Source organism: Leifsonia sp. AG29 (assembly GCF_009765225.1).
Classification (GTDB): Bacteria; Actinomycetota; Actinomycetes; order Actinomycetales; family Microbacteriaceae; genus Leifsonia.
This window is the reverse complement of sequence record NZ_VMSF01000001.1, coordinates 1095996-1109396: the sequence shown is the minus strand read 5'-3', so window position 1 is coordinate 1109396 and position 13401 is coordinate 1095996. Positions and strand designations below refer to the sequence as shown.

Here is a 13401-nt window from a genome sequence, read left to right as displayed (position 1 = left end):
CGCGCTCGGCCGGGGATCAGACCTGGCCGAGGAGCCCCTCGATCGGCCCGCGGGCGAAGTAGATCAGGAAGCCGGCGGCCACGATCCAGAGCAGCGGGCTGATCTCCCGGGCCTTGCCAGCGAGCGAGCGGATCAGCACCCAGCTGATGAAGCCGACGCCGATGCCGTTCGCGATCGAGTACGTCAGCGGCATGACGATGATCGTCAGGAACACCGGCAGGACGCTCGAGAACTCGCTGAAGTCGATGTGACGGATCTGCACCACCATGAGCGCACCGACGATCACGAGAGCGGCGGCGGCCACCTCGAGCGGGACCACCTGGGTCAGCGGGGTGAAGAACATCGCGAGGAGGAACAGCACACCGGTCACGACGCTCGCGAAGCCGGTCTTCGCGCCCTCGCCGATGCCCGAGGCGGACTCGACGAAGACGGTGTTCGACGACGCGGACGTGCCACCGCCGACGATCGCGCCGACGCCCTCGACGATCAGGGCGGACTGGAGGCGCGGGAACGTGCCGTCCTCAGCGGCGAGGCCCGCGCTGCGGGCGAGGCCCGTCATCGAGCCCATGGCGTCGAAGAAGTTCGTGAACACGAGGGTGAAGATCAGCATGATCGCCGCCAGGGCGCCGATCCGCCCGAAGGCGCCGAACAGGTCGACCTGGCCGACGAGACTGAGGTCGGGCAGCGACACCAGCGAGGTCGGCAGCTGCGGCACCGTGAGGTTCCAGCCGGCCGGGTTCTTGCCCATCGACGGCCCGACGTGCCAGATCGCCTCGGCGATGATCGCCACGACGGTCGCCGCCACGATGCCGATGAGGAGCGCGCCCTTGACCCGGCGCGCCATGAGGACGCCCATGATCACGAGGGCGACGAGGAACGTGAGCGTCGGGAGCGTCGCGATCGAGCCGGCCTCTCCGAGCTGCACCGGGGGCGACGAGAGGTTCGTCGAGCGCACGAAGCCGCTGTCGACGAAGCCGATGAAGGCGATGAAGAGGCCGATGCCGACCGTGATCGCCGTCTTCAGCTGCGCCGGGACCGCGTTGAAGATGAGCCGCCGGAGCCCGGTAGCGGCGAGCAGCACGATGATGATGCCGTTGATGACGACAAGACCCATCGCCTCCTGCCAGGTCAGGATCTTGACCACGTTGACCGCGAGGAACGAGTTGATGCCGAGGCCGGCCGCGAACGCGAACGGGAGGCGCGCGATCAGTCCGAACAGGAGGGTCATCACGCCGGCGCTCAAGGCGGTGACCGCCGCCACCTGCGCGGTGCCGAGCGAATGGCCGACGACGTCCTTGGTGCCGCCGAGGATGAGCGGGTTGAGGATCACGATGTAGGCCATCGTGACGAAGGTCAGCACGCCGCCGCGGACCTCAGTCCCCCACGTGGTGCCGCGCGCACTGATCTCGAAGAACCGGTCGAGGCGCCCCTTGGTGGTCGTCGGGGGCGCGGAGGTGGATGCGGAAATGGTCGTCTCCCGTAGGATCGTCAGGCCCGGCAGCGCGGCTGCCGTTCAGTTTGATGGGGTATGCGGCGTGAATCGCCGATACAACCCTAATCCGCCTCGATCCCTGTGGAGGACACCCATGCCACTGCCCTGGACGCTGCACGGAGACGGCAAGACGGTCGGAGCGCACGAGATCGTGCTGCCCGGCGAGCGGCTGAGCTGGCCGCGCACCATCGGGCTGGGCGCCCAGCACGTCGTCGCGATGTTCGGCGCGACCTTCCTCGTACCGCTCCTCACCGGGTTCCCGCCGGCGACGACGCTCCTGTTCTCGGGCGTCGGCACGCTGCTCTTCCTCGTGATCACGGGCAACCGCCTCCCGAGCTACCTCGGCTCCTCGTTCGCGTTCATCGTCCCGATCGTCGCCGCGACGAAGGCGCACGGCATGCCGTCGGCACTGTTCGGCATCCTGATCACCGGCGTGCTGCTCGCCCTCGTCGGGCTCGTGGTCATCGCGACCGGGACGCGCTGGATCGACGGGCTCATGCCTCCCGTCGTCGCCGGTGCCATCGTGGCGCTGATCGGCTTCAACCTCGCGCCGGCCGCGAAGAACAACTTCATGCAGGCTCCCGTCACCGCTCTCGTGACGCTCGCTGCGGTCATCCTGTGCACCGTGTTCTTCCGGGGCATGCTCGGGAGGCTCTCGATCTTCCTCGGCGTCGCCGTCGGCTACGCGTTCGCCGTCGCCACCGGGCAGGTGAAATTCGACGCCGTGGCGAAGGCGCCCTGGGTCGGGCTGCCCCCGTTCACCCTGCCGGCGAATCCGTTCACCGAACCCGCGGCGACGTGGGGCATCCTGCCGGCGTTCCTCCCGGTCGTGCTGGTGCTGATCGCCGAGAACGTCGGCCACATCCGCGGCGTGGCCCAGCTCACCGACCCGTCGGTCAACCGGGTCACCGGTCGTGCCCTCTTCGCGGACGGCGTCGCGACGACGATCGCCGGGTTCCTCGGCGGATCGGGGACGACGACGTACGGCGAGAACATCGGCGTCATGGCCGCCACCCGCGTCTACTCGACCGCCGCCTACTGGGTGGCCGGGACCGTCGCCGTCCTGCTCGGGCTCTCCCCCAAGGTCGGCGCCATCATCAACACCATCCCCGCGGGCGTGCTCGGCGGCGTCACGACGGCGCTCTACGGGTTGATCGGCGTCATCGGCGTCAAGATCTGGCTCGACAACCGGGTCGACTTCTCGAAGCCGAAGAACCAGTTCACGGCGGCGACCGCGCTCATCATCGGCATCGGGGACTTCACGCTGAACCTCGGGCAGCTGACGTTCAACGGCATCGCCCTCGGGGCGATCGCGGCGATCGTGGTCTACCACGTCATGAACGCGATCGCCCGGGTCCGCGGAACCGACTGACCCCGCCGGACGGCTCGCCGCGCCCTACCGGTGGAAGAAGGGGATGATCAGGTAGAGCCCGAACAGCACCGCGAGCGCGCAGGCCACGAAGCACGCGTAGGCGCCCGTGAGGGCGGCGCGCTTCTGAGCGGCGCTGAGGGGGTTCTTGCGCTGAGCCTTCTCGGCGCGGCGCTGGGCCTTCGCCGCCTTCTCCGGCGTGATCACGGTGATCGCGTCGGTGAACTCGACCGGTTCCACGAACAGGGCCCGGCCGGCAACGGCGAGCAGCCTGGTGCCGAGGGAGTAGAGCGCCACCACGACGCACGAGCCGATGAGCCCGGCCGCGAAGACCAGGAGGAACGCTCCCCAGTCGATCATGCGGTCCCCTTCCCGGTGCGCTCCTTCTTGAGCGGCTTGACCTTCTCGATCCTGACGACGCGCCCGGAGGCGGCCACCTCGCTCTTGCCCTGGAACGGCACGGGCTCGACCGCGTTCTCGCTGGACACGCGATTGCGGCGCGAGCGCCAGAAGATCGCCGCCACGACGGCGGCCCCGATCAGCACGTCGATCACGACTCCGGCGGGTCCGAGGGACGCGACGACCGCGGCCGCGCCGCCGACGAGGGCGGCCGCGGGCAGCGTGAGCAGCCAGCCGACCGCGATGCGGCCCGCGGTCCCCCACCGCACCGACGACCCGCGGCGCCCGAGTCCCGAGCCGATCACGGACCCAGACGCGACCTGGGTCGTCGAGAGGGCGAAGCCGAGGTGGCTGGAGGCGAGGATCGTCGCGGCGGTGCTCGTCTCGGCCGCGAAGCCCTGCGCGGGCTTGACCGAGGTGAGCCCGCGGCCGAGGGTGCGGATGATGCGCCAGCCGCCGGAGTAGGTGCCGATGGCGATGGCCAGGGCGCACGACACGATCACCCAGAGCTCGGGACCGCTGCCGACCGGCTGGAGCCCGGCGGAGATGAGCGTCAGGGTGATGACGCCCATCGTCTTCTGGGCGTCGTTGGTGCCGTGGGACAGCGCCACGAGCGACGACGAGAAGATCTGTCCGTACCGGAAGCCTCCGCGCCCGTCCGGACGGCCGTCGTACCGGCGGGTGATGGCGTAGGCGAGCTTGGTGGCGCAGTAGGCGATGACACCGGCGGTGACCGGCGAGATGATCGCCGGGAGGATCACCTTCTCGAGGACGACGGCGAAGTCGACGGCCCCGATGCCCGCTCCCACGATCGCGGCCCCGATCAGCCCGCCGAAGAGCGCATGGCTCGACGACGACGGGAGGCCGAACAGCCAGGTCACCATGTTCCACACGATCGCGCCGATGAGGCCGGCGAAGATGAGCACCGGGGTGATCTGGACGCCGCCCGACCCCTCCTTGATGATGCCGCCCGAGATGGTCTTCGCGACCTCGGTGGACAGGAAGGCTCCGACGAGGTTCAGCACGGCCGCGAGCGCGACGGCGATCTTCGGCTTCATGGCGCCGGTCGCGATCGGCGTCGCCATGGCGTTCGCCGTGTCGTGGAAACCGTTGGTGAAGTCGAAGAAGAGCGCCAGTGCGATGACCAGCACGATGATCGGGGTGAGGTCCACCGTCTTCTCTCTCGCGTGCGGACAGGGTCTTCCCGACGCAATCATTCATCGGGAGTTCATACAAGGGACCCGGTGGTGTTCACCCGGCGTTCACGATGCTCGCACGCCGGATAGCGTCGGTCAAACCGGTCGCAGGACCTCCGGGCGGCCGAAGACCGTGGTGACACCCGGGGAGTAGAGGACGCTGACCGGCGGATCCTCCGGGGACGGCAGCCCGGCCGCCGTGAGCAGCCCGTCGTCGCACGCGAGGAGCGTCGCCCGCTGGAGCGGCCAGCGCGGGTGCTGGTTGGGCACGGATACGGTGCGGCCCCACGCGCGGACGTGCAGCGCCCAGCGAGCGGTCAGGTGATGGTCGAGCGCCATGGGCTCGGCGATCGGCTGTCCGATGTCCAGGACGAGACGGCTGGAGGCGGCTCCCGTCACGTGCCGCGCGCTGCGGTACTCGAGCACGCTCCCGCGACGGCTGGCCCGCATGCGGGACCACATGTACGGGAGCGCGAGCGCGGCTCGCGCTCCGAGCACGGGGACCAGCCGGGATGCGTCCAGCGAGACGAAGACGACGCCGCGACGCCCCTCCCGATCGACGCTGTACAGACGCACGTTGGTCTCGAGGAAGTCGCCGAAGTACGGGATGCCGGGGCCGCGCGGGGCGCCGAGCCGCTGCATACGGAAGGCGATCAGACCGACGTGCGTCCGCCCGTCGACGGTGTCCGGCCGCACTCCGGCCGGGAAGAAGCGGTCGACGACCGACGGGTCGACCGCCCAGTGCACGAAGGCGGCGTCGCTCCAGGTCTGGCGCGTCCACACCCCGGTCAGAGCGGTGCTCCGTTCCGGTGTCACGGGCTCCGGCGTCTGCGGCTCCGGGGTCACAGGGTCCTGCTCTCTCACGACTCCCCCAGCATTCCGACCGCGGTGACCCGGATCACCGCGACGCCCTCGCGCACCGAGGCGTCGAGGAGGACGTCGGCGCTGATCCCCCAGTCGTGGTCGCCCGCCGGGTCCGCGAAGGTCTGGCGGACCCGCCAGGTCCCGGGCGCGCCGTCCGGGTTCTCGTCGACCGAGAGGAAGGCGGAGGAGCGCGCCGCGGCGTCGGTGCGGATCTCGTCGTGCTCGGCGTAGTACGCCTCGAGGGCCTCATCCCAGGCGAGCTCGTCGAACCATCTCTCCTCCGGAGCGCCTGCGCCTCCCGCGGCGAGCGCCGCGGCCTCCGCCTCGAGCGCGCCCAGTTCCTGGACGCGGTCGAGAGCCGCCAGCTGCACCCGCCGGAACAGCTCGTTGCGGACGAGCACGAAGAAGGCGCGGCGGTTGGTGGTGACGTTGCGGGGAGCGGGAGGCGCGAGCTCGCCGGCCTCGGCGGCGTGGCGGGCGGCATCCGGGTGGACGAGCTCCTCCCATTCGTCGAGGAGGCTCGAGTCGACCTGGCGCACCAGCTCGCCGAGCCACTCGATGATGTCGCGGAGGTCCTCCGTCCGGAGTTCGAGCGGGACCGTCTGCCCGAGGGCGCGGTACGCGTCGGAGAGGTAGCGGAGGACGACGCCCTCGGAGCGGGCGAGCTTGTAGAACGAGATGTACTCGCCGAACGTCATCGCGCGCTCGTAGAGGTCGCGCACCACCGACTTCGGGCTGAGTTCGAAATCGGCGACCCACGGCTGGCTGGAGGCATAGGTCGCGAAGGTCTCCCGGAGGAGCTCCTCGTGCGGCTTGGGGTGCGTCACCCGCTCGAGCGCCTCCATCCGCTCGTCGTATTCGATCCCCTCCGCCTTCATCGCGGCGACCGCCTCGCCCCGGGCGAGGAACTGCTGCGCGGAGAGCACGGGCCGCGGGTCGTCGAGCGTCGCCTCGACCACCGAGACGAGGTCGAGCGCGTAGCTCGGCGACTCGGCGTCGAAGAGCTCGAAGGCGGCGAGCGCGAAGGGCGACAGCGGCTGGTTGAGGGCGAAGTTCGGCTGCAGGTCGACGGTGAGGCGGACCTCCCCGCCGACGTTCTCGACGACGCCCGCGGTGAGGAGGGAGCGGTACAGCTCGATGGCGCGCCGAGCGAGCGCCAGCTGACGCTTCCAGGGCTCGTGGTTGTCGAACACGAGCGCCCGGACGTGGCCGTAGACGTCGCCGCCGCGGCCGATGACGTTGATGAGCATGGCGCTCGTCATCTGCATCGAGGAGGTGAGGGTCTCGGGCTCCGCCTCGACGAGCTTGCGGAACGAGGGCTCGCCCCAGGAGACGAAGCCCTCGGGCGCCTTCTTCCGGACGATCTTGCGGCGCTTCTTGGGGTCGTCCCCGGCCTTCTCGAGCGCCTTGAGGTTCTCCGACTCGTGCTCGGGAGCCTGCACGACGACGGTTCCCGCGGTGTCGTAGCCGGCCCTGCCGGCACGTCCGGCGATCTGGTGGAACTCGCGCGCGTTGAGCTGCCGCATCCGGGTGCCGTCGAACTTCGTGAGCGCGGTGAGCAGAACGGTCCTGATCGGAACGTTGATGCCGACGCCGAGCGTGTCCGTTCCGCAGATGACGCGCAGCATCCCGCGCTGGGCGAGCTGCTCGACGAGCCGGCGGTACTTGGGCAGCATGCCGGCGTGGTGGACCCCGATGCCCTGCCGCAGCAGGCGGGACAGCGTGCGGCCGAACGAGGTGGTGAACCGGAAGCCGCCGATCAGCTCGGCGATGGCGTCGCGCTGCTCGCGGGAGGCGATCTTGGCGCTCGACAGCGACTGCGCGCGCTCGAGGGCCGCCAGCTGGGAGAAGTGCACGACGTAGATCGGCGCCTCGCCCGTGTGGAGGAGGTCGTCGATCGTCTCGTGGATCGGCGTCAGCTCGTACCGGTAGTGCAGCGGCACGGGGCGTTCGACGCCGGTGACGGTCGCCGTCTCGCGCCCGGTCCGGCGGCCGAGGTCCGCGGCGAGCGCGGTCACGTCGCCGAGGGTGGCCGACATGAGCACGAACTGGGCGCGGTTCAGGAGGAGCAGGGGGATCTGCCACGCCCAGCCGCGATCGGGGTCGGAGTAGAAGTGGAACTCGTCCATCACGACCTGGCCCGCCGGAGTCTCCTCGCCGTGGCGCAGGGCCAGGTTAGCGAGGATCTCCGCCGTGCAGCAGATGATCGGCGCGTCGGCGTTGACCGCGGAGTCGCCGGTCATCATGCCGACGTTCTCGGCGCCGAAGATGTCGACGAGCGCGAAGAACTTCTCCGAGACGAGCGCCTTGATGGGCGCCGTGTAGAAGCTCCGCTCCCCGCGTGCCAGGGCGGCGAAGTGCGCGGCGACCGCGACGAGCGACTTCCCCGTGCCGGTCGGCGTGCTGAGGATCAGGTTGGCGCCCCCGACGATCGCGATCGCGGACTCGTCCTGCGCCGGGTAGAGCGTGATCCCTCCCGCCTCGGCCCACGCGACGAAGGCCTCGTAGACAGCGTCCTCCGAGACGCTTCCGGGACCGCTCCAGCCCGGCAGGCCGTCGACGGTGAGGCGGACGGGGGCGGGGGTGTCGGTCATGGTGCCCCCAGCCTCCCATACGCGTCCGCACCCGGGCCGCGGTCCGCACCCGGATCACATGGACGGCGTCCTAGGCTGCGGCCATGAGGTCGTTCTGGTCGGCGGCAGCCGCGGGTGCTGCGAGCGTCGTCGCGGGCGTGGGTGCGGCGGAGCTCGTCAGCGCGTTCGTCGTGCAGAACGGCAGCCCGGTCCTCGTCGTCGGCTCGCTGGTGATCGACCTCTCGCCGGGCTGGCTCAAGGAGTCGGTGATCGGCCTCTTCGGCACCGGCGACAAGAGCTTCCTCGTGAGCTGCCTGGCCGTCGTCCTGCTCGTCGGCGGAGGCCTCGCCGGCTGGCTCGAGCTGCGCCGCCCGCCGTGGGGGCGCGTGCTCATCGCGATCGGCGGCGCGGTCGGCGTCCTGGCCGCGGTCACGCGTTCCGGGGCGGGCGTGATGGATGCGATCCCGTCGGTGCTGGCGGCGCTCGCGGCGGCGCTCCTCCTCGGCTGGCTCACCAGCCTTCTCCGCGGCACGAGGCCGACCCGGGTCGCGCCGATCGGGTCCGTCAGCAGGAGGCGCTTCGTCGCGACAACGACGGGCGTCGCCGCCTCCGGCATCATCGCGACCGTCCTGGGGGAGCTCGCGTCGGCGGGGTACCGGGCGGCATCGGCGGCCCGCGCCGTGTTCCGCCTCCCTCGGCCGGCGAAGAAGGCGCCGGCGCTGCCCGCGGGCGCATCGTTCGACACGCCGGGGCTCTCCCCCGTCGTCACGCCGAACGCCGGCTTCTACCGCATCGACACGGCCCTCCAGGTGCCCGGCATCGATCCGCAGGCCTGGCGTCTCCGGATCACGGGGAAGGTCGAGCGGGAGGTCGAGCTGACCTTCGCCGAGCTCCTCGCGCTGCCGCTCGAGGAGTCGTACACGACGCTGACGTGCGTCTCGAACGTCGTCGGCGGCGACCTGATCGGGAACGCGCTGTGGCTGGGGTACCCGATCCGCCACCTCCTGGCCCGCGCCCGGCCGGTCGCGGGGGCGGACATGGTGCTGTCGAAGAGCCAGGACGGCTGGACGGCGGGAACGCCGCTCGAGGCGCTCACCGACGGTCGGAACGCGATCCTCGCCGTCGGCATGAACGGCGAGCCCCTCCCGCTCGAGCACGGCTACCCGGTGCGCATGGTCGTCCCGGGCCTCTACGGCTACGTGTCCGCCACGAAGTGGGTCGTCGAGCTCGAGGTGACGCGGTTCGCCGACGCCACGGCGTACTGGACGGACCGGGGCTGGTCCGCCCGCGGCCCGGTCAAGCTCTCCAGCCGGATCGACGTGCCGGCTCGCGGGACGCAGGTGCATGCGGGCGCGGTGACCGTCGCCGGGGTCGCCTGGTCGCAGCACGTCGGGATCGGCGCCGTGCACGTGCAGATCGACGGCGGCGACTGGCTCCAGGCAGAGCTGGCGGACGCGATCTCGCCGGACACGTGGCGCCAGTGGCGCTACTCCTGGCAGGCCGACCCGGGGCAGCACACGATCCGGGTGCGCGCGACCGACGCGACCGGCAAGCAGCAGATCGTCGCCGAGTCCGATGTCATCCCCGACGGCGCGACGGGCCTGCACACCATCCAGGTGCAGGTGGTGTGAGCGCGCGCCGAGATTACTCTGGAGGCGTGATCCAGCCTCCGCCCGCCGCCACCGGGAGCCTCCCGCCGCTCGTCGAGCCCGGGCCCGAGCTCGCCCCCGACCGCGAGGCGCGGTACTCGCGCACCGCTCAGCTCCCCGGCTTCGGGCTGCTCGCCCAGCGGCGCCTGAGGGCGGCGCGGGTGCTCGTGATCGGTGCCGGAGGCCTCGGCTCCGCCGTCCTGCCGCTCCTCGCCTCGACAGGGTTCGGGACCATCGGCATCGTCGACGACGACCGGGTGGAGGCGAGCAACCTCCCCCGCCAGAACATCCACACGCCGGCCTCGCTCGGGCGCTCCAAGGTCGCCTCGGCCGTCGACGCGGTCCGCGCCCTCGATGACGAGACCACGGTCGTCGCGGTGCCGGAGCGGCTGACATCGGGCAACGCGCTCGAGCTCTTCGAGCGCTTCGACCTCGTCCTGGACGGCAGCGACAACTTCCCGACCCGGTACCTGGTCGACGACGCGGCCTCCCTGTCCGGCATCCCTGTCGTGTGGGGCGCCGTGCATCAGACCGGCGGCCAGGCGGGGGTGAGTTGGAGGGCCCGCGGACCCGTCTATCGCGACCTCTTCCCCGTGCCGCCGGAGCCCGGGAGCATCCCCAGCTGCGCGGAGGCCGGCGCGCTCCCCTCCGTGTGCGCCACCGTCGGCAGCATCATGGTGAGCGAGGCGATCAAGCTCGTCACCGGGACCGGCGACCCGCTGCTCGGCCGCGTCGTCGTCCACGACGCCCTCGCTGCGACGTTCCGGGAGCTGCGCTACGAGCGCGACCCCGAGGCGGCGCCGGTGACCGGGCTCATCGACTACGACCTCTTCTGCGGCGTGGAGGCGGCGATCAGCCCCGCGGAGCTGCACGCGCGCCTCCTGGCGGGCGAGCCCCACGTGCTGCTGGACGTGCGCGAACCGTGGGAGGCGGACATCGCCGAGATCCCGGGCTCCCTGCTCGTGCCGCTTGACGTGATCCGCTCGGACGCGCCCGGCGTCGCCGCGCGCCTGGGCGACGAGCCGCTCGTCATCGTCTGCCACAAGGGCATCCGGGCGGAGACCGCGCGCGAGCTTCTCGCCGGCGCCGGCGCGCCCGGCCTCGTCCTCTCCGGCGGCATCGACGCGTGGTCCCGCGACGTCGACCCGTCGCTGCCGCGCTACTGAGCCGCGCTCGCGCACCCGCGTGCCGGGGCGGGATACTGGGGGCATGAGCATGCCGCGCACCGTGGAGGAGCACGCCCTCACGATCGAGCGGATGCTCGAGCCCCTCGTCGCTGAGGCCGCCATCGAGGCGGTCCCCCTCGCCGAGGCGCACGGCCGCGTCGTCGCCGCCGACGTCCGCAGCGCCGTCGATCTTCCGCTGTTCCGGAACTCGCAGATGGACGGCTTCGCCGTGCGCGCGGCCGACATCGCGGGCGCCCCGGTCGCCCTGGAGGTGACCGGCGACATCCCCGCCGGACACGCCCGCCCGGTCCAGCTCGCCGCGGGAACGGCGATCCGCATCATGACCGGTGCTCCCGTGCCCGACGGCGCCGACACCGTCGTCCCCGTCGAGGACACCGAGCTCGTTCTCGGGCGCGACGACGACCTCCAGGGCGCCGTCGTCGAGGTGAGGCTCGCCCGCCGCCCGGGCGAGTTCGTCCGGGAGCGCGGCAGCGACCTGCGCCGGGGCGAGGTTCTCGTGCCGGCCGGGACGCGCCTCCAGGCCCGGCACCTCGCCGCGCTCGCCTCCGCGGGCGTGGAGACGGTCGAGGTGCGGGCGCGGCTCCGGATCGCCATCCTGACGACCGGTTCCGAGCTGGTCCCGACAGGAGGCGCCGCCGGCTTCGGCCAGGTGTTCGACGCGAACGGCGTCGCCCTCGCCGCGCTCGCCGAGGAATCGGGGGCCGTCGTCTCGTTCCGCGCCGCCACCGCCGACGTCCCGGCCGATTTCGCCGCCGCGGTCGAGGAGGCCGTCCGCACGTCAGATCTCGTCATCACCTCCGGCGGCATCTCGAAGGGCGCGTTCGAGGTGGTCCGCGAGGTGCTCCAGCCGCGCGGCGCCGACGTCACCTCGGTGGCGATGCAACCGGGCGGACCGCAGGCGACGGCGGTGATCGACGGCGTACCCGTCGTGTGCTTCCCGGGCAACCCGGTCAGCACGCAGGTCTCGTTCGCCGTGTTCCTCCGCGGACCGCTGCGAGCGGCGGCCGGTCTGCCGCCCGTGCCGACGCTCCAGGTCCGGCTGAGGGAGGCGGTGCGCTCGGTCCCCGGTCGCCGGCAGTTCCTCCGCGGGCGCCTCGTCGGCACCGGCGAGGCCGCGCCGGTCTCCGGATCCGGGTCGCATCTCGTCGCCGGGATGGCCCGCGCCGACGTGCTCATCGACCTGCCCGCGGAGGCGGAGGACGTCGCTGCAGGCTCCGTCGTGACAGTCTGGACCCTATGACCTCGCTCACCCATCTCGACGCCGACGGACGCGCCCGCATGGTCGACGTCGGCGCCAAACCGGAGACCGACCGCGAGGCGGTGGCCCGCGGCCGCTTCGTGACCACCCCCGAGGTGATCCGGCTCGTGAGCGCCGACGACCTGCCTAAGGCCGACGTGCTCGCCACCGCCCGGATCGCCGGCATCGGCGGCGCCAAGCGCACGAGCGAGCTGATCCCGCTGTGCCACCCCCTCCCGCTCAGCTCGGTCGCCGTGGACTTCTTCCTCGACGCGGAGGCCGGTGTGATCGAGATCGAGACGCGCGCCCGCACGCGCGGCCGGACCGGCGTCGAGATGGAGGCGCTGACGGCGGTGGCGGTCGCCGGGCTCACCCTGCACGACATGGTCAAGGCGGTCGACCCGGCCGCATCGCTCACCGACGTCCGCCTGGTCGCCAAGAGCGGCGGCAAGCGCGGCGACTGGCGGAGGGACGGGGAGGATGCGGCCGAGGCCGCCTCCGCCGAAGCCGCGCCGGCGCGGACGTCCGTCGTGCTGGTGTCCTCGACCCGGGCCGCCGCGAGAGAGTACGAGGACGAGACCGGGCCCGTCATCGCGAGGTGGCTCCAGGAACGCGGGCTCCCGGCCGAGGTGCGCGTGGTCGCCGACGCCGACATCGGGCCGGCCCTGAAGAGCGCGGTCGAACAACGGCCCGCCGTCGTGCTGACCACGGGAGGCACGGGCGTATCGCCGACCGATCGGACACCCGAGGCGACGGCCGCCGTCCTGGACCGGGAACTCCCCGGCGTAGCCGAGGCGCTCCGCACGCGAGGTGCCGCCTCCACACCGCTCGCAGCGGTGGGCCGCGGCCTCGCGGGCGTGGCGGGCAGGACCCTGGTCGTCAATCTGCCCGGCTCGCGCGGCGGCGTCCGAGACGGCCTTGCGGTCCTGGAGGAGCTCCTCCCCCACCTCCTCGACCAGCTGGGCGGAGGCGACCACCGATGAGCGGCACGCACCCCGGCACGCGCGACCGGGACGTCTGGGCCGCGGTGACCGACTCGCCGCTCGAGCCCGTGGTGCTCGACGAGTTCGTGTGGCGGGCGGAGGCCGGCGCCGTCGTCTCCTTCCAGGGCATCGTGCGCGACCACGACGGCGGCCGCGACGTGGTGTCGCTCGACTACCGCGCGCACCCCGAGGCCGAGGCCTTCCTCCGCGCCTGCTGCGAGGAGATCGCCGCCGGCACCGGCCTGCGGGTCGCGGCGCAGCATCGCGTCGGCTCCCTCGTGATCGGCGACCTCGCCCTCGTCGCCGCGGTCGCCGCGCCCCACCGCGCCGAGGCGTTCGCGGCTTGCGCCGAGCTCGTCGAGATCATCAAGGCCCGGGTCCCGATCTGGAAGCGGCAGCACTTCACCGACGGCGAGTCCGAATGGGTCGGGCTCTGATGCCTGGCTGATCCG

Annotated in this window: 11 protein-coding genes; 6 read left to right on the top strand and 5 right to left on the bottom strand. The window is 72.0% G+C overall.

The window, feature by feature from the left end; translation table 11 throughout:
* Positions 1-16: 16 nt before the first annotated feature.
* Positions 17-1492 (bottom strand): NCS2 family permease, encoded by a 1476-nt coding sequence (locus FPT20_RS05405; RefSeq protein WP_442786502.1) that lies wholly within the window; start codon positions 1490-1492, stop codon positions 17-19.
* A 94-nt stretch (positions 1493-1586) separates the two neighbouring features.
* Between FPT20_RS05405 and FPT20_RS05400 the strand changes: the two genes are divergently transcribed.
* On the top strand, positions 1587-2864 hold the full coding sequence (locus FPT20_RS05400) for a uracil-xanthine permease family protein (protein WP_158863319.1): 1278 nt from the start codon (positions 1587-1589) through the stop codon (positions 2862-2864).
* 24 nt (positions 2865-2888) lie between these two features.
* Here the strand turns inward: FPT20_RS05400 and FPT20_RS05395 are convergent, their stop codons facing one another.
* The 4 genes from FPT20_RS05395 to FPT20_RS05380 all read right to left on the bottom strand — a co-directional run bounded on the left by FPT20_RS05395 (position 2889) and on the right by FPT20_RS05380 (position 7914).
* Positions 2889-3221, bottom strand: coding sequence for a peptidase (locus tag FPT20_RS05395; RefSeq protein ID WP_158863317.1), 333 nt, complete (start codon positions 3219-3221; stop codon positions 2889-2891).
* Complete coding sequence (locus FPT20_RS05390; protein WP_158863315.1) at positions 3218-4432, bottom strand: inorganic phosphate transporter; 1215 nt, start codon at positions 4430-4432, stop codon at positions 3218-3220. The genes FPT20_RS05395 and FPT20_RS05390 overlap by 4 nt, the downstream gene beginning before the upstream one ends.
* A 120-nt stretch (positions 4433-4552) precedes the next feature.
* Positions 4553-5302: a YqjF family protein gene (locus FPT20_RS05385; protein ID WP_233265396.1), complete on the bottom strand. Its 750-nt coding sequence runs from the start codon at positions 5300-5302 to the stop codon at positions 4553-4555.
* Between the two features lie 14 nt (positions 5303-5316).
* The gene (locus FPT20_RS05380; RefSeq protein ID WP_158863313.1) at positions 5317-7914 is read right to left on the bottom strand and encodes a DEAD/DEAH box helicase; all 2598 of its coding nucleotides are present in this window, start codon (positions 7912-7914) and stop codon (positions 5317-5319) included.
* 83 nt (positions 7915-7997) lie between these two features.
* Between FPT20_RS05380 and FPT20_RS05375 the strand changes: the two genes are divergently transcribed.
* The 5 genes from FPT20_RS05375 to FPT20_RS05355 are packed head-to-tail and all read left to right on the top strand — an operon-like array spanning position 7998 to position 13386.
* Positions 7998-9524 carry a molybdopterin-dependent oxidoreductase gene (locus FPT20_RS05375; RefSeq protein WP_158863311.1) on the top strand — a complete coding sequence of 509 codons (1527 nt, stop codon included), beginning with the start codon at positions 7998-8000 and terminating at the stop codon, positions 9522-9524.
* 26 nt (positions 9525-9550) lie between these two features.
* Entirely contained in the window at positions 9551-10708 is a 1158-nt protein-coding gene (locus FPT20_RS05370; protein ID WP_233265395.1) for a ThiF family adenylyltransferase, read from the top strand.
* Between the two features lie 43 nt (positions 10709-10751).
* Entirely contained in the window at positions 10752-11969 is a 1218-nt protein-coding gene (locus tag FPT20_RS05365; protein ID WP_158863309.1) for a molybdopterin molybdotransferase MoeA, read from the top strand.
* A complete protein-coding gene (moaCB, locus tag FPT20_RS05360) occupies positions 11966-12949 on the top strand; it encodes a bifunctional molybdenum cofactor biosynthesis protein MoaC/MoaB (RefSeq protein ID WP_158863307.1) in 984 nt (327 codons plus the stop codon). Before FPT20_RS05365 ends, moaCB begins: the two co-directional genes overlap by 4 nt.
* Positions 12946-13386: a molybdenum cofactor biosynthesis protein MoaE gene (locus FPT20_RS05355; protein WP_158863305.1), complete on the top strand. Its 441-nt coding sequence runs from the start codon at positions 12946-12948 to the stop codon at positions 13384-13386. The genes moaCB and FPT20_RS05355 overlap by 4 nt, the downstream gene beginning before the upstream one ends.
* The last annotated feature ends 15 nt before the right edge of the window (positions 13387-13401 follow it).

What these genes read in the sequence shown, in the direction of transcription:
- FPT20_RS05400 (WP_158863319.1), top strand. Translation starts at nt 1,587, where the DNA reads ATGCCACTGCCCTGGACGCTGCACGGAGACGGCAAGACGGTCGGAGCG.
- FPT20_RS05395 (WP_158863317.1), bottom strand. Translation starts at nt 3,221, where the DNA reads ATGATCGACTGGGGAGCGTTCCTCCTGGTCTTCGCGGCCGGGCTCATC.
- FPT20_RS05380 (WP_158863313.1), bottom strand. Translation starts at nt 7,914, where the DNA reads ATGACCGACACCCCCGCCCCCGTCCGCCTCACCGTCGACGGCCTGCCG.
- FPT20_RS05375 (WP_158863311.1), top strand. Translation starts at nt 7,998, where the DNA reads ATGAGGTCGTTCTGGTCGGCGGCAGCCGCGGGTGCTGCGAGCGTCGTC.
- FPT20_RS05365 (WP_158863309.1), top strand. Translation starts at nt 10,752, where the DNA reads ATGAGCATGCCGCGCACCGTGGAGGAGCACGCCCTCACGATCGAGCGG.
- moaCB (WP_158863307.1), top strand. Translation starts at nt 11,966, where the DNA reads ATGACCTCGCTCACCCATCTCGACGCCGACGGACGCGCCCGCATGGTC.
- FPT20_RS05355 (WP_158863305.1), top strand. Translation starts at nt 12,946, where the DNA reads ATGAGCGGCACGCACCCCGGCACGCGCGACCGGGACGTCTGGGCCGCG.